This window comes from Pseudomonadota bacterium, from assembly GCA_030859565.1.
GTDB lineage: Bacteria > Pseudomonadota > Gammaproteobacteria > JACCXJ01 > JACCXJ01 > USCg-Taylor.
Map to the genome: position 1 here is coordinate 13570 of JALZJW010000036.1, position 16755 is coordinate 30324.

A 16755-nucleotide genomic window follows, 5' to 3' on the forward strand; every position below is an offset into this window, starting at 1 on the left:
TTCTTATGGTGCATGGCAGCATCGTCTTGCTGCGCCGTGGGGCGCTTCTACCGGTTCACCGGCCCGCGCGTGCGCGATCGCCCCGTCTGTGCGATAACGCACACATGAGGGCCGAACGGGTCAGCAATGATGTCGACCGCGAAGCGCCGATTGACTCAACCGGTGCGTACCTCGTCGGTCCATACCCTGAAGCTCTTTAGCGTGTTGGGGCCGAACGTGTTGCTGATCGGAACATCAGTCGCGTCGCGACCGCGGGCGATCAACACCCGGCCGATGCGCGGAGTATTGTTGCGCGCGTCGAAGGTGTACCAATGATCGCCAAGGTATGCCTCGAACCAGGCGGCGAAATCCATCGGACCGTATGGAGGCGGTATGCCGATGTCGCTCAGGTATCCGGTGCAGTAGCGGGCCGGAATGTTCATGCAGCGGCAGAAGGCAATGGCGAGGTGCGTGAAATCACGGCAGACGCCGGTCCCCTCATTGAAAGCCTCCCAGGCCGTCTTCGTGGACCGCGCATGCTCGTAACCAAAAGCGATATGCCTATGGACAAAGTCGCAGATTGCCTGGACGCGTCCCCATCCAGTGGGCGATTTGCTGAAAAGGTCCCACGCCGCCTCGGATAGCCGATCGGTTTCGCAGTATCGGCTTCCCAAGAGGAACACTAGGGTTTCCTCGGGCAGGTCTCGCACCGGGTGTTGCTGAGCCGAGAGGGCGACCTCATCCGGCTCACCTGTGTCCTTCACGACCGCATCGGCTGAGAGCTGGATCTCGCCCTTCGGCGCTACGATCCGGGTGCACCAATTGCCATAGCCATCACGATAGGCTCTGATCGGGACCGACGGGTTGCTTATGAGGTGGTCGGGAACGATGATATCGGAGACGCGCGTGTAGTGCACGTTCAAGGTCAATATCATAGGCGTCGGTTGTGGGCAGTCGTAGATTAATTCGTAACCGATGCGGATCTGCATAATTGGCTTCCTGACGTCCTGCGCAAGCCGATATCGATATACCGAGTCAGGTTACCAACGCAACTCGGGCAGCTCTCTGAATACGTGTTTCACGCCTTCGCTCCATTGACTGCTGAGCGCCGTGAAATACGCATCCCCATCGTCAAACCGGCGACGCATCTGAATTCTAAGACTGTTCCGCTCGTAGCAAATCAGATCGATTGGCATGCCTACAGACAAGTTACTGCGCATGGTCGAATCGAACGAAACCAGCACGCACTTCGCGGCATCGGCGAGCGTTGTGGAACGGGTAATCACGCGATCTAGGATAGGCTTTCCATATTTTGTTTCGCCGGTTTGAAAATAGGGCGTGTCGAGCCCCGCCTCGATAAAATTGCCCTCTGAATAAATCCGAAAAAGCCGCAAAGGCTCGCCGCTAAGTTGTCCGCCGAGTATGAACGAGGCGTTGAATGTGATGGGACTCTCTGCTAAATACTGGCCGTCGCGGCGCTCAATATCGCGCATCGCGTCCGCCACCAAAACCGCGACGTCAAACATGGTCTGCGCGTTCCACATATTGAGGACCACGCCCTCGGCGTCACCCCGCTGCTTCAGCACGCTAACCACGGCCTGTGTCCCCGCTAGATTACCCGAGCTCAATAGAACGATCACCCGGTCACCATCGCGTTCGAACACCGTCATCTTGCAAAACTTCGCAAAATCATCGACACCGGCATGCGTGCGAGAGTCCGAGGCGAAAATAATCCCGCTATCGAGCATGATGCCCACACAGTAAGTCATTTTTCATCGTCTGTAGAGAGGGAGAGATACATATTACTCGCATTCAACTCAATGTATTCTAATACTGCCAAATGCCAGTAAAAATAGGAAAAGTGATATACCAATGAAAATCAATAAAATGGCACTTCGATTAATTCGAAGTGCCCTAAAGTCGAGTTCTAAGGAAAGTAAATTGGGGGGCAAGGTATGAAGACCTTAGACTTTTTCTTGCATACTCTGCTGTACGGGGCAATCAGCCTCAGCGTAACCCGGCATCACTCCAAGCTCAGTGTGGCGTGCAGTTCATCGAATTCGGTATGAATGCCCTGATCGTCGCGCACCAGCAACCCGGCCGTGACCAAGGCGTCCACATCCTCATGGACACGCTTGTAATCCCTTCCCAAGTGCCGTGCCAGGGCGGCGACGGATGGATGAGGGGACCGGCGCACAGCCTTAAGTAGCGCCAGCCGCTTGGGGGATAGGGTTTCCAGCAACGCTTCGAGGTTGAAAAACGTGACGTGTTGTTCGTCCACCCGTTCGGCAGCCTCGGCCCGCTTCCAGGCGGAGATAAACCGCTTGCCCATGTCTTCTAAGCTGTCCACATGGACTTGAACTTTGGTCATGCTGCACCTCTCGCTTTCCGCACGTCCGCGAGGAAGTCGGCCACCAGCTGCTCAACGGTCGTGAAGGTGTACGGTTCCTCCCGATCCCTGACATGCCGGTGATCGCCCTTGCCGCGCTCGTTATCGTAACTTACCACCCGCCGCCCGGGGTAGCCGTAGAAAAGGGAATACTTCAACTGGTGAGCGCTGCCAGGCACAGGTTCCAGCACCAGATCGTCATCTCCACGATGGCGCCATCGTCGGGGTAGATAGCCTTGTCGTGGAAGACGCGGGTAGCGGGCACGGTATGGCGCAATCTGCCATAGGCCGGTTATGGCGTCAAGTGACATAATTTCTCCGGCAACTGCAGTCCTTCTGGTGACCCCACACGGCCCCGATCACTCCCGATTAGATTCCCGCTGCAGGAATTAAATCAGGAGCGGCACCGAGGTAGGCGGATCCCACCCTTACCTCCGTGGCCCGGTGGGTCACGCTCACGCGGCGCGCCCGGCCTGGTTTTCAATAGTAACCGTGAGTTGGCGTTGGACGATGCAGTTCATGGGTCGGCTGCGTCCCGATGAGCGGTTGCGTGCAATGGCGGCAGCGATACTGTCAGCGCCCGCAGCCGAAAATAGAGATCGGCCCGGAACGCTCCCGCGGCCACCGCTTGTTCCAGGTTACGGCCCGTCCCCGCGATCACGCGCAGGTCCGCCGGCATTGGCGCGCTCGCACCCAGCGGCACAAACTCGCGGTGTTCGAGCAGTCGCAAGAGCTTCGTCTGCACCGACCAGGGAAGCGCGTGGATCCCGTCGAGAAACAGGGTGCCGCCGCGAGCCCGCTCACAACACCCTGGGCTACTCTGGCGGGCGCCGCCCGCCGCGTGCCCGAAGAGCTCGCGTTCTAGCTGGGTATCGGTCCAGCCCGTACAATCGAGTGGGACAAACGGGCCGTGGCTTCTGGCGCTCATGGCATGGATGGCGCGGGCAGCCGTTTCCACGGCGCCGGCGCCCGACAGCAGCACCGCCGGGCGTGCCGCGGCCGCCTCCTTGATGTCCTCGATCGCGCGGCGCGCGTGCGGCCCTTGACCAATGGCCCGTTCTAAGCGGTCGCTCGCTCGGGGCTTCTGCGAACGCGCTGCCCTGATCTCGTGCGGAGCACGCCTCTCATGCACCAAATCGGCCACGCCGGCGTGTACACCGAAGTGGGTCGAAAGGACCGTGAGTACGCGCCGCGCGGCCGCCCGCGGATTACCCGCGGAGCGCACGATATTAGCGATTTCACGGAGCGCGGCGCGATCCGGATCTCGTTGCTGTTTCAATACCTTGAGCATGATGGTGGGTAGTAACTTAGATGCACGTGGGCTGGGCGCCGTTGCCGGGTAAAGTCCCCCTCCCGGGAACTCGTGGAACGACCGCCGCGAGCTCCCTCAAACTGTTGCGAGCAATCCGCATACCGTTTTTAAAACCAGGTGCTATCAAACATATGCGCTTTCCGTATTATACTGGTCATCGGTACGTCATCCAGGGTGGTACATGAATTGCCGGGGCTATCTCCATGGATACGTGCGACGCAAACTACGCGCTGGCGTTGGCCGCTCCGGCATCCAAGCAAGTAACGATGGCGATCGACTGGGAGCACTATGATACCGGCCCCGGCTACGATGAATTGGTAGAGGCGCCGGGCCGGCCGCGGTCGCCGGCCGAACCGCTCTGCCGCTATTTGGGCTCGCTCACGAGAAGCGAGATCGAGGAGCGGAAAAACGCCGCGGAGCTCGCCATCGTGACCATGGGCATCACCTTCACGGTCTACACCGAGGAGGGCGGCAGCATCGATCGGGCCTGGCCTTTCGACATCATCCCGCGCATCATCCCAAGTCATGAATGGACGCGCATCGAGACCGGGCTGAAGCAGCGCGTCAAGGCGCTCAACCTCTTCATCGACGATGTCTATCACCAGCAACGCATCGTCAAGGCGGGCGTGTTTCCACAAGAGTTGCTCGCGAATTCCGTGAATTTTCGACACGAATGCGTCGGCGTCGATCCCCCGCATGGCGTCTGGGCACATATCTGCGGCACCGATCTGGTGCGCGACCGCGACGGCGCCGTCTACGTCCTCGAGGACAACCTGCGCATCCCTTCGGGCGTGTCGTACATGCTGGAGAACCGCCTGGTCACCAAACGCGTGTTTCCCGAGCTTTTCGAGCACTACAGCATCCGTCCGGTCGATGATTACCCCTCGCAGCTCTTCGATATGCTGGCCTCGCTCTCCCCGCGCCCGGCGGACTCCCCCGCGATCGCGGTGCTCACGCCGGGGATTTATAATTCGGCTTATTTTGAGCACGCCTACCTCGCGCAACAGATGGGCGCGGAGCTGGTCGAGGGCGGCGATCTCGTGGTCGGCGACGACGACTGTGTCTACATGCGCACCATCGAGGGGTTTACGCGAGTCGATGTGATTTACCGGCGCATCGATGACCTCTATCTCGATCCCCTCGGCTTCGGCACGGATTCCAAGATCGGCGTGCCCGGGATCCTGCGCGCCTGGACGAAAGGCCGAGTGGCGCTCGCCAATGCGCCCGGGGCGGGGGTGGCCGATGACAAGGCCGTTTATGCCTTCGTGCCCAAGATGATCAATTATTACCTCGGCGAGGAGCCCATTCTGCCCAACGTACCCACTTTCCTGTGCATGAACACCCAGGAGCGCCAGCATGTGCTCGCCAATCTCGACCAACTAGTCGTCAAACCGGCCAACGCCTCGGGGGGTTACGGGATGCTCGTGGGTCCCCATGCCACCGCCACCCAGCGCGCCCAGTTCGCGCGCTTGATCGAGCACGACCCTCGCAACTACATCGCCCAGCCGACCCTCTACCTATCCACCGTGCCGACTCTGTGTGAGACGGGACTGGCGCCGCGCCACGTCGACTTGCGCCCCTTCATCCTTTCAGGTAGCGAGAGCTATGTGACCATGGGCGGATTGACGCGCGTCGCCTTGCGCCAAGGATCGCTGGTGGTTAATTCCTCCCAGGGCGGCGGCAGCAAGGACACCTGGATTACAGACGAGGTCTAGCAATGCTCTCACGCGTGGCGGAACGGCTTTACTGGATGGGGCGGTACCTGGAGCGTGCGGAGGGGACGGCGCGGAACATCAACGTCAATACCCATCTGCTGCTCGACCTGCCCAAGGGCACGGCTTTCGGTTGGGAGCCGCTCATTTTAATCATGGGAGGCGAGGAGCTTTTTTTCCGGCACTACCGGGACGCCGGCCAGCAGAACGCACTCGAGTTTATGCTCGCGGATCCGCGTAACCCGAGTTCGATCTGTTCCTCCCTGCAGCAGGCGCGCGAAAACCTCCGCACCGTGCGCGACGTGGTGCCGCGGGAAGCCTGGGAGAAGCTCAATCACCTGCATCGCTACTCCAACGACCACTATGAGCAGGCGATTGCCGGGCGTTCGCGCTTTCCGTTTCTCACCCAGGTCATCGATGGCTGCCAGCTCTTCACCGGGCTGCTCATGGACACCATGAGCCATGACGAGGCGTATGAATTCGTGCGCACCGGCCGCAATCTCGAGCGTGCCGACATGACCACCCGGATCATCGACGTGCGCTCGGCCAGCCTCCTGCCCAAACACACGGAGGACCTCGCGCCGTTCGCGAACATCCAGTGGATGAGCGTGCTCAAGTCGCTCTCCGCCTACCAGATGTACCGCCGCCAGGTCCACGTGCGCGTGAGCGGCGCGGAAGTGCTGCGCTTCCTGTTCCAGGATGCGGGATTCCCGCGTTCCGTGTATCATTGTCTGGGCGAAATGCAGCAGAGCCTGAATGCGCTTCCCCGCAATGACGTGCCGCGGCGCAACGTGGTGCGGTTGAAACGTCAGGTCGGCGAGGCGGTAGTACAGCACCTCGCCCACGAGGGTTTGCACGAGTTCATCGATAGCCTGCAAATAGCGCTCGGCAAACTCCACGATCGCATCCGGGCAACCTATTTCCTGACCGAGGCGCCCGCGCCAAAATCACGCTCCCTGGCCGCTTGAGGCCCGCAGGTAGAAGAGGATTTTTCATGGCCATTCGCGTCGCATTGCACCACAAGACCGAATACCACTACGTCGAAACGGCCAGCGCTGCCTCGGCCAGGCCTCTCGGGAGCTACGAGCGGAACGACGCGCGCTAGCGGATAAGATCGCAATCATGGTAAACCTTGCCGGCAGCCCGCTCGCCTCCCAGTACGTGCCCCCCGCCGATGCCTACGACGAGATGTACGCGCCGGACGGGCAGGTCCGTAGGCATTGGAAGTATCTGGCGCGCGCGCTCGCGGAACTCGGACCGCTAGAATTCGAGCGGCGCGCCGAGGAGTCCCGGCGCTTACTCCTGGAGTCCGGCGTCACCTATCACGTCTACGGCGATCGGGAGGGGACGGAACGCCCCTGGGACCTCGATCCCATCCCCTTCCTCATCAATAGCCAGGAGTGGGCCGTCATCGAAGCGGGGCTGATCCAACGCGCCGAGGTCTTGAATCTCCTGCTCAAGGATCTCTACGGACCTCGAGATCTGATCAAGAAGGATGTATTGCCGCCGGAGCTGATCTATGCACACGGCGGATTTCTACGTCCCTGTACGGATATTCAGAAACGCGGCGAACATTGGTTGACACTCTACGCCGCCGATCTCGCGCGCGCGCCCGACGGCATGATGTGGGTTCTCGGGGATTGTACCCAGGTACCCTCCGGGACAGGGTACGCGCTGGCGAACCGGACGGCGATCTCGCGCCTCCTACCGAGCCTCTTCCGTGACGCGCATGTGCACCGCCTCACGCTTTTCTTCCAAGACCTGCGTACCGCCCTCGCCGCGCTGGCCCCGCAGAAAGATCAGGAGCCGCGCATCGTGGTGCTGACGCCGGGCCCGCTCAACGAGGCCTACTTCGAGCACGGCTATCTCGCCAACTATCTCGGTTACCCGCTGGTGCAAGGGGATGACCTGAGTGTCAGCGACGGCCGGGTATGGCTACGCTCCTTGCAAGGTGTCGAGCCGGTGGATGTTATCCTGCGGCGCGTAGACGACCATTACTGCGATCCCGTGGAGCTGTGGCCGCAGTCGCGCCTGGGGGTCCCGGGGCTGGTCGAGGCCGCGCGCCGGGGCCGCGTGGCCGTGGTTAACCCGCTCGGCGCCAGCCTCCTGGAAAACCCGGCGCTCAATGCCTTCCTGCCGTCCGTCGCGCGCTATTTTCTGGGACAGGATTTAGCGCTGCCCTCGGCACCGACCTGGTGGTGCGGTGAGCCCCGGGGCCGGAGCCATGTCCTCGCGCACCTCGATGATCTCGTCATCAAGGCGACCTACCGGGAATTCGGCCAGCGCCCGGTGTTCGGTCCCTTATTGAGCGCCAAGGAACGTGCGGCCTGGGCGGCACGCATCAGCGCGCACCCGCATGCTTACGCCGGACAGTCCTTGCTCCGTCCTTCCTCCACCCCGGCGCTCGTTGACTCCCGATTTATCGCCTGTCAGACGGTGCTGCGCAGTTTTCTGGTGGCGCGCGCCGGCGGCTACGCAGTGATGCCGGGGGGACTCACCCGGGTCGCACCGGACCGCGCGCCCTGCATCATCTCCAACCAGGCCGGGGCCATCAGCAAGGACACCTGGGTATTGGCCTCGGAACCCGAGCGGCAGGTGACCCTATGGACCGCGCGCTCACGCGCCGCAGTAGTGACTGCGCGCGCGGTGCTGCCTAGCGGCGCCGCTAGCAACCTGTTCTGGTTCGGGCGCTATATCGAGCGCGCGGAGCAGTGCCTGCGGCTTCTGCGCACGGTGCTGGATGCCAATCCCTTTGCCTTCGACGTCAGCGATAGGAATCAGCACGCTTGCGCGGGCGAACTGTTAGGCGTACTCGCGCATCTCACGAGTACCAACGCGGTTATCGGCGAGGATCCGGCGCTCCGGGTCGAGCGCCTGCCCGAAATCGTGATCGAGATATTCGACCCCGGCCGGTTTGGCAACGTGGCCCACGCACTCTCCGCCGCCCTGCAGGCCGCCCAGCCGGTACGGGACCGTTTGGACGGGGACGCTTGGCGCATGATCCACACCCTCCGCGGGCACCTAGAAACCCTTAGGGCGCGCGGCGGCGGGCCAGTTCCTGCCCTCCTTGATGAGATCGATGCTTTGATCGGCGCCCTCGCTGCGCTCGGCGGACTGTTGAGCGAGACCCTGATCCGCGGCCAGAGCTGGTTGTTCCTGGACCTGGGCAAGCGCGTAGAGCGGGCCTTGGCGCTGGTGGCGATCCTACGGCTCGTCCTGCTGCCCGCGCGTGAAACGCCGCCCGAGTCGGTACTCCTCGAAGCGGTATTGCACGCAAGCGCGAGTCTCATCACGTTTCGCCGCCGCTACCCCACGCCCCCGCAGCTCCAAGCCGTCCTCCGATTGCTGGTCACCGAAGCCACTCACCCGCGCTCCCTCGCCTACCAGATCCTGTGCCTGCAAGAGCACGTGGACGCCCTGCCGAAAGAACCGGCACGCCGCTCGGGCGCGGTGCAACAATTGGTGCGCGAGGCGGCGAATGCGGTAAGCGTTGCGCACACGACGGTGTTGGCGCCGCCAGAGGATCCGGAGGCAGTGCGTCATTCACTCCTCCCGGTAGTGTCCCGAATCGGCCAGCTTCTCGCGCAGTGCTCCGATGCCCTCGGAGAGCACTACTTCACCGATCAGCACGGCCCACAGCAGCTTTTGACCGCGGAAACGGGCGGCATCTAAAAATGCGCTACCGGGTGGTGCACAAGACTGAATATGCCTACGCGCAACCGGTAGCGTTGTGTCATAACGAGGTCCATCTCCAGCCGCGGAACTGTGAACGGCAGAGCTGCATAGGCCACAGACTGGATATAGACCCAGTTCCCGAGTCCGTGTCCGAGCGCGAGGATTTCTTCGGCAATCCGGTGTGTTATTTCGCGATCCAGCACGGCCACAACCGGCTCGCAGTGACGGCGACGAGCGAGGTAGAACTCCAGAACCGGATATTCCCGCCGGGCACTGCGCCGGCGCGCCCCTGGGAGGAGACGGCAGCGCGCTTGCGGGAGGATTTGAGTCCCGCGGTCCTCGACGCCCGCCAGTTCGCGCTCGGTTCGCCTTCGGTAAGCCCCGCGCCCGAGATCGCGCGCTATAGCGAGCAGATCTTTTGGCCCGGGCGCCCGCTCATCGAAGCCGTGCGCGCGCTGATGGATAGCATCCATCGCGATTTTGTCTATGACCCGGGCTTCAGCACGGTGGCCACCCCGATCGCGGTAGTGTTCGAGCACCGGCGCGGCGTGTGCCAGGATTTCGCGCATCTGGCGCTTGCTTGCCTCCGCAGTCAAGGATTGGCGGCGCGCTACGTGAGCGGCTATCTGGAAACCCTGCCCCCGCCCGGCGGGGAAAAACTCATCGGCGCCGACGCCTCGCACGCGTGGTTCTCGGTCTTCGAGCCCGAGATCGGCTGGCTCGATTTCGACCCAACCAACAATCAGACGCCCGCCGAGCGCCACATCATTTTGGCCTGGGGACGCGATTACTCCGACATCACGCCGCTCAAAGGCGTGATTTACGGCGGCGGCAGCCACCGCACCACCGTGTCCGTGGAGGTGAGCGCTTTACCCAGCGTATAAATCGGGCGAGGTCGGGCGGGCCTGCGTGGTCTTGCAAGCCCGGCGCGCCCAGCAGAGCCGCCTTCGGCCCCGGCCAGCTTCGCTGGCGCTCGGGGTACTCGCCCCTGGCCCTGGCTTTCGATCGACTTCGAATGGCCTGATCCAGACCGTTAACACCGGACCAAAGAGCGCCGGGAGGTAGACGGGACTAAAACTGTATCGCCTTCCGGCGAGGAGGGTCGCCAATCGCCTCGACCCACATCGCTGTGGCGCCCGCGACGGCAATGGGCATTGCCAAGAAATTAACCACCGGGATGAGGGTCAAAACCATGACCACGATGCCAAAGCCCAGGGCGAGCCACCGGCGGTGTCCCAGGAGCCGCCGCTGTGCGGGGAAGTCGAGCCCGTGGTTAGCCATGGGGTAATCGGTGTATTGCAGCGCCATGAACCACGCCCCAAGAAAGAACCAGGCGAGGGCGGCGGGCAAGCCCAGGCCCGGTATCCATGCGAGGACGAGGAAAGGAAGCGACCAAAACCCGAAATAGACCAAGCGGCGTAGCTGCGCGCCTAGGTCGGCGACGAGTTCCCGTAGGATTGTGCTCCAGGCGGCGGGTGCGGTCATGGGCTCGCCCCGGAGATGCGTCTCGACGGCCTGAGCTAAACGCCCGTTGAAGGGGGCGGCGATGAGGTTAGCAACGAGGCTGAAGCCGAAGAAAACCGCTCCCAAGACTAGCAGACCAAAGAGCGGCCACAGCAGCCAGTCCAGCCAACGCAGCCAATCCGGGAGCCAGGCGTCGATGAGTGTACTGAACAGGTGGGCGCCGTAAGCGATCCCCACCGCGAACAAGAGGCCGTTGATCGAGAGCGGGACGAGGACATAACGCCTGAGGCCGGGGACCACGATAAGCTTGAATCCGATCACAACGTAGCCAGCACCTGCCTTGAGGTCCCGAAGCATGACCGGCGAGCTTGTTGCCTGCGATAACCGCCTCACGATCGAACAAGGTCCTCAGATTAAGATAGGACACTCTCCGTTCCGTGACGGACGCCGGGCGGGTGTGAGATAAAGAACTATTTACTTCGACTCTTCGCAATCACGAAGACGATGAGCCCAATTAGGGCGACCGTAATGATAATGCCGGTCCACATACCCGTCTCAAAAACGTCCCCGATGACCCCACAGCCGGACATTACGGACAACAGCGGGGCGACACATGCAATTCTTAAATGCTTGATCATAGGCGGGCCAGATTAGAAGCGTTGAGTGCCGTTATCTGTTGCCGCGTCTCATAGGTTTAACCAGGCTCGCCTTAATGGCCGTAATGTGGATTCGCAAATTGGTTATAGCCTCGACAGACGCTGCTTTATTGCCGGTTTGGTATTATAACCTGCAATGGCATACCTTCATAGCGTCAGCCTATTCCAATGCAAGATGAGTCTGAAGGGAGGGGTTATTTCTAACACAAGATGAGTCGCAAAAATGCTCCGAAACCTGCGCTTCGGGCCGATGAATATCCCGGAACGCCCCCAAATCCTGGACCCAGGACACGCGTGATTGACACCCCGCAGGTTAAGCAGTACCTTCACTCTTGAGAAAAAAGGGCGTTAAAAAACCTATACGTCCGGGGAGCGCGAAGTGCGGAAATCCGCGTGCTGCGGGGGCACTGGAAACGTGACTAGGGGAACCGGACAGTGGCGCTAAGACGCATGCCTTAGAGCTTCCCAGCGGACCTCGATGCCGGCGCTCGACGAGCGGATCCGTGAATACGGTTAGATTTCCTATCCTTTACCGAACGGGGGGGTTCGATGAAGAAGCGTAATCTCGTAATTGCCTGCTTGACCGTCGGATTGTCGGCCTGCGATAAACTTCCTGATTACCGGCCGGTAGACGAGGCCTATTGGCCGAAACAAAACTGGACCGAAGACCAGAGACAGCGGTTTTATCACACTGCCCAGGGCACCCAGCTCATGCCTTATCGCTGGTTTATGGCCCTGGAGCAACCCCGTATATCTCTTTTCGGCGCGCCTTTGTTTCGAGAGGACGATTACATCGCGCGGTTCGGATTTCTGCCCGACCCCAATCGCAAGCACAATCCCGATGCGTTGCCGGTCGGCTTTGCGGTCGACCCGGATTTCGTGGATCCCAACACCGGCCTGGGATCGCCGGTCGTCGGTATCACCTGTGCCGCTTGTCACACAGGGCAGGTGGAGTATGAAAAGGACGGCACCCGTTATGGTATTAGAATCGAAGGCGGGCCGGCCAACGCGGATCTCGATAAATTTTCAGGTAAACTGGGCTTCGCCGTAGCGATGACTTATTACGATCCGCTGCGTTTTCGCCGCTTTGCCCGGGCGGTACTCGGCGAGAATTATAGCTCCGAGGCCAAAGCAGCCCTGAGCCAGCAGATGAAGTCCTTCATGTTCACGCCCAGCAGTTTGGCGGCGGCGGGTATCTTGACCGATTATGACGATCCGAACACCAGCGCCGGCTTCGGGCGTTTGGCCGCGTTAGAGCGTATCGGTAATGTAGTCTTCGTAAACCTAGGCAAGAAAAACTTGGCGGTTGCCAATGCCCCTGCCAATTTCCCGTTTCTCTGGGATGCATCTTGGTTCGATTGGATCCAATACAACGGTTCCATTAACCAGCCCATGGCCCGCAACGTCGGGGAGGCCCTGGGAGTCTATTCTCCGGTCAATCTGACCGATCCCGCTCCACCCAAAGTGCTGTTCCAAAGCACGGTAAGAATAGATAATCTATACGAGCTTGAACAACTGCTCGGTGGACCCGAGTCGTTCGAAGACCCGAGTGTGCCCTATCAAGGCCTGACGTCACCGCCTTGGCCGGAACAGATACTCGGCAAGATCGATGCGCAAAAGGCCGCCAAGGGCGCCGAGTTCTATCACGCATTCTGCGAGGGTTGTCACCTACCGCCGCGCAGCTCCTCGGACATTCATGCTCCGCAGTATTGGTCGCAACCAAATTCCTTCGGCAAGCGATTTCTAAAGGTGACGCTGGTCAATGTACAGGATATCGGTACCGATCCGACCGAGGCGATCAATTTCGCGCAACGTATCGTTAAGAAAAATAACACCGCCAATCTCGGCGCCGCCTATAGCAAGGACGGTAAGGGCGTCGTCATGGCCGGCAGGGCTCTTGAAGTCCTGATCGAGAATATTACCGAGCTTTGGTATGACCAACATAACGTGTCGCAGCCGGACCGGGATCGTATGAACGGTTTCCGGAACAGTATCGTGCGTGCGCCACTCGCGTATAAGGCCCGGCCCTTGAACGGGATCTGGGCCACTGCGCCTTTCCTGCATAACGGCTCAGTACCCAATCTCTATCAGCTGCTCGCTCCCATTGAGCAAAGAGACCGAACATTCTACACGGGCAATAAGGCGTTCGATCCGGTGCATGTCGGTTTCCAAACCGATTCGTTTCCCGGCGGATTCGAACTCCGTACGGACAAAACGGGGAACTCAAATAAAGGGCACGAGTTTACAGATCAAAAACGGACGGGGGTCATCGGCCCGCTATTAACCGAAGAGCAACGTTGGCAGCTCATCGAATATTTAAAGACGCTTTGAGAAAACGTAGCTTTGCAATAGGGAGGGAGGCATGACGATGGGCTTACCGCAAAAAGAAACCGTATCCGCGAAATCGGAAAAACGCAGAAGTGAGCTGCGGCGTATGCAAGCTAAGTATCAGTATGCTTATGAGTACGCAAACACGATCGCCACCGTGAAGACGCTGCCCTGTCGGGAAAGACCCGGGCCGCTCTACTGGTTCCGGCTCAGCATGAATCTGCTATGGCTGATACCCAACCTACCCAATATCACCGTCACCGTGTTGCGTTACCTGGTAGGCCGAGGTCTCGATCGATATCGAGACTATGTGTTCTACCCGTTGGCCCCACAACCCGATCCGGACTTAGTAAACAATTTCCAGGACGACAAGATATTCGGTTTACAACGCGTCATGGGGGTCAATCCGGTAGCGTTGCGTGCGGTAACCGAGCAACAACGGCTTCCGGGAAACCTGTCCGAGCATGAGATCCAACGCGTTTTCGCCGAACAGGTTGAGGACTTTGACTACGCGACGGCGATCGCGCAAAAGCGCCTGTATGTCCTGGACTACGCGGTCTTGGAGATCCTGCGGAAAAACCCGGGAACCATTGACGGAGGTCGGAAACAACACACCGCAGCACCTATCGTGGTTTTATTTATGCGGCCGGACGGCATCTTGCGCCCCATCGCGATTCAGCTGCATCAAAAACCAGGCACGGACAACCCGATATACACGCCCAAAGACGGCAATCTCTGGTTGATGGCCAAGACGTTTGCGCAAATAGCCGACGGCAACCACCACATACTCTATACCCACGCGACGCGGATCCATTATGTCATGGAAGCCATCATCATGGCTTCGCGTCGGCAGCTCTATCGGCGGCATCCCCTCCATGTTTTGCTGGACCCGCATCTGCAATATACGCTCAACGTGAACCATCAGCACACCTTTCTTAAGAATCGAAAAGGGCGGCCCGGCCGATTCGGCGAATTGTTCGCCGGTGATTATGAGGCAACCCTGCAATGTATGGCCGATGCCATGACCAGTTTTGACTTCAAAGCCTCCGCCTTTCCGAACGATATTGCAGACCGCCAAGTGGACAACCCCGGGCTATTCTATCCCTACCGTGACGACGGGATCTTATTATGGAATGCGATACAGGATTTTGCCAAAGAGTATGTTGCGCTCTATTATCATTCCGATCGGGATGTTATCGAGGATAATGAACTCCAGGCTTGGGCGCATGATATCAGCGCCCACGATCGCGGTAGAATTCGGGGTTTCCCCGGACGCATGGAGTCCGTCGGGGAACTATCGGAGACGCTGGGTCATATCCTGTTTATCTGTACCGCCCACCATTCCTCAATCCATTTCCACCAGTATCGGTACCCGGGGTTTGTACCCAATATGCCTTACTCAGGCTACGTGCCACCACCCTCCGGCAAGGCATCGCAGCCGGATGCAGCCGAGTTGATGGCGATCCAGCCGGCTTTCCGTGCCGCTAACTCACAAACATGGACTTTTTTCCTAACGAATTTCCGGGTGAATCGTATCGGCCAATATAAGCCGAGGCGGTTTGACCCCGAAGCACGTGCCGTGATCCAACGTTACCGGGATGAGCTCGAGGGGATCGCAGCGCAAATCGACAAGGCCAACCGTACCCGCCCAGTCAGCTATGATCTCATGAATCCTCGAAGGATACCGAATGGCGTCACGGTCTAATCCTGTGTAAGGAACTCATAAGAGCCGAGCTCACAAAGTCTTCAAGTAACTCAATAACGCGGACTTGTCGGATTCCGTCAGATCGGTGCCGAATAAATGGCCTTGATTGCCGTTACCGGGTAAGCTGACGTCGTGTCTTGATCCGACCGCTTCGGCCTGCTTTCCCTGACTGATGAATCCGCCGTTCATCGGATCGTAGACATCGTAGCCACGGTAGAAGATCTTGGGCCGGTCTTCCGGTTTCCTCAGTAAATCCCGCAGCGTTGGTACCGAACCGTTATGCAGGTACGGCCCCCGCAACCAAACGCCGTCCAGATATATCGCCACATAACCGTTGCGATCGCGAAACCCGTCGAAACCCCAATCATAATCAGCTTGGTACGCGTTATAACGCTGAGCCGCCTCGGCGGTCCACATATCCACACGATTCCGATCGGTACCCACCTCCTCGACCGAGATCACGGTTCCGTTGCGTTGGCCATCCTTAGCATGGCAGATCGCACAATTGGCGCGGAAGATTATTTCACCGGCCTTGACTTGTTCCTGGTCAAGCTCATATCCCGGACCGGCCTTTCCGCTAACAAAGGGCGATTGGGGTGCGGGTAGATCCAGTAACCATTCTTGTATTTCGTCCAAGGTTTCACGCGCACCGTTTTCATAACCCTTGTAATCCATACCGTCCCCGACGGCCGAGCTGACCACCACGTCACGCAAACTCGTGTTCAAGCCGTCCCAATGCAAGGCCTTACCCTGACGGGCCCGCATATTCCATAGAGGCACCATCACCGAATTTCCGATTGTTGTATCCGTGTTCATTTCCAGAATACCGAACTTGACCGGGTTGAACGGATCGATCCTCCCGCGCCCCCACTCCGGTCGCTCCATACCACCCTCGACAGGTGCGTCCATCCAGCTCTGTGATTCGCCGAACCGGAGCATGGCTTTTCGGGCCGTCGGAATAATCGCAAAACGGTACAACAAACGATCGAGCCAGGATAAATCATAAATCAAACCGATTTCATGCAAGATGGCGCTCGCATTGAATTTCGCGTCCTTCGCAGTGTGGGTGAGGAAGCTTTGATAGGCTAATATATTGACGGTATGCGCGGGACCTCCCGCCACCAGCACCGGCGGCTCTACCTCATGCAGCCGGTAGCGCGCCGTATGACAAAGAGCACAATTGAATGTAACTCTGGGAAAACCGATCGTTTTATTAGAGAGCCCCACCGGAAGTGGTTGACCCGGCTCCCATGAAAAACCGAAGGACGAATAAGCCCCAACGCCCGGCAGGTATTGGGGAAACATCTTGGGTAGAACCAGCCAGATCCAGTAAGGTAAGCCGCTATTATTTTCGTTCCCGATGGACCCGTACTTAAAGAGTTCTTCCGTATTGGCAAACGGAGGCTGATCGACGTTGCGAAACAACTTGTACCAAAGCGTATAGGAAACGATGCCGATCGCTAGGAGAGAAAACAAGAGTAGACCGATCACCCACCTGCCCCACCTCCCCCACCTTCCTTCACGCATTCTTCGCT

Annotated in this window: 12 protein-coding genes and 1 pseudogene; 6 read left to right on the plus strand and 7 right to left on the minus strand. The window is 59.4% G+C overall.

Annotated elements, in window-relative coordinates; all coding sequences use genetic code 11:
* Window positions 1-155 precede the first annotated feature (155 nt).
* From M3436_07385 to M3436_07405, 5 genes and pseudogenes are all read right to left on the minus strand, one after another.
* Window positions 156-968 carry a transglutaminase family protein gene (locus M3436_07385; GenBank protein MDQ3563956.1) on the minus strand — a complete coding sequence of 271 codons (813 nt, stop codon included), beginning with the start codon at window positions 966-968 and terminating at the stop codon, window positions 156-158.
* 51 nt (window positions 969-1019) lie between these two features.
* On the minus strand, window positions 1020-1748 hold the full coding sequence (locus M3436_07390) for a peptidase (protein MDQ3563957.1): 729 nt from the start codon (window positions 1746-1748) through the stop codon (window positions 1020-1022).
* A 254-nt stretch (window positions 1749-2002) separates the two neighbouring features.
* On the minus strand, window positions 2003-2350 hold the full coding sequence (locus M3436_07395; GenBank protein MDQ3563958.1) for a hypothetical protein: 348 nt from the start codon (window positions 2348-2350) through the stop codon (window positions 2003-2005).
* Window positions 2347-2633, minus strand: a pseudogene (locus tag M3436_07400) (DUF6516 family protein). Before M3436_07400 ends, M3436_07395 begins: the two are co-directional and overlap by 4 nt.
* Before the next feature lie 252 nt (window positions 2634-2885).
* A complete protein-coding gene (locus M3436_07405; protein ID MDQ3563959.1) occupies window positions 2886-3659 on the minus strand; it encodes a sigma-54 factor interaction domain-containing protein in 774 nt (257 codons plus the stop codon).
* Window positions 3660-3946: 287 nt separating this feature from the next.
* Between M3436_07405 and M3436_07410 the strand changes: the two genes are divergently transcribed.
* The 4 genes from M3436_07410 to M3436_07425 all read left to right on the plus strand — a co-directional run bounded on the left by M3436_07410 (window position 3947) and on the right by M3436_07425 (window position 9951).
* Window positions 3947-5395 carry a circularly permuted type 2 ATP-grasp protein gene (locus M3436_07410; GenBank protein ID MDQ3563960.1) on the plus strand — a complete coding sequence of 483 codons (1449 nt, stop codon included), beginning with the start codon at window positions 3947-3949 and terminating at the stop codon, window positions 5393-5395.
* 2 nt (window positions 5396-5397) lie between these two features.
* Window positions 5398-6360, plus strand: coding sequence for an alpha-E domain-containing protein (locus tag M3436_07415; GenBank protein ID MDQ3563961.1), 963 nt, complete (start codon window positions 5398-5400; stop codon window positions 6358-6360).
* Window positions 6361-6514: 154 nt separating this feature from the next.
* The gene (locus M3436_07420) at window positions 6515-9064 is read left to right on the plus strand and encodes a circularly permuted type 2 ATP-grasp protein (protein MDQ3563962.1); all 2550 of its coding nucleotides are present in this window, start codon (window positions 6515-6517) and stop codon (window positions 9062-9064) included.
* Window positions 9065-9066: 2 nt separating this feature from the next.
* On the plus strand, window positions 9067-9951 hold the full coding sequence (locus tag M3436_07425) for a transglutaminase family protein (protein MDQ3563963.1): 885 nt from the start codon (window positions 9067-9069) through the stop codon (window positions 9949-9951).
* 187 nt (window positions 9952-10138) lie between these two features.
* Here M3436_07425 and cysZ read toward each other — a convergent pair whose 3' ends face one another.
* Window positions 10139-10888 (minus strand): sulfate transporter CysZ, encoded by a 750-nt coding sequence (gene cysZ, locus M3436_07430; protein MDQ3563964.1) that lies wholly within the window; start codon window positions 10886-10888, stop codon window positions 10139-10141.
* Window positions 10889-11898: 1010 nt separating this feature from the next.
* On the opposite strand from cysZ, the gene M3436_07435 reads away from it, so the two are divergent.
* Window positions 11899-13518: a di-heme-cytochrome C peroxidase gene (locus tag M3436_07435; GenBank protein ID MDQ3563965.1), complete on the plus strand. Its 1620-nt coding sequence runs from the start codon at window positions 11899-11901 to the stop codon at window positions 13516-13518.
* A 31-nt stretch (window positions 13519-13549) separates the two neighbouring features.
* A complete protein-coding gene (locus M3436_07440; GenBank protein ID MDQ3563966.1) occupies window positions 13550-15220 on the plus strand; it encodes a lipoxygenase in 1671 nt (556 codons plus the stop codon).
* A 30-nt stretch (window positions 15221-15250) separates the two neighbouring features.
* Here the strand turns inward: M3436_07440 and M3436_07445 are convergent, their stop codons facing one another.
* Window positions 15251-16747, minus strand: coding sequence for a cytochrome c (locus M3436_07445; GenBank protein MDQ3563967.1), 1497 nt, complete (start codon window positions 16745-16747; stop codon window positions 15251-15253).
* Between the last annotated feature and the right edge of the window lie 8 nt (window positions 16748-16755).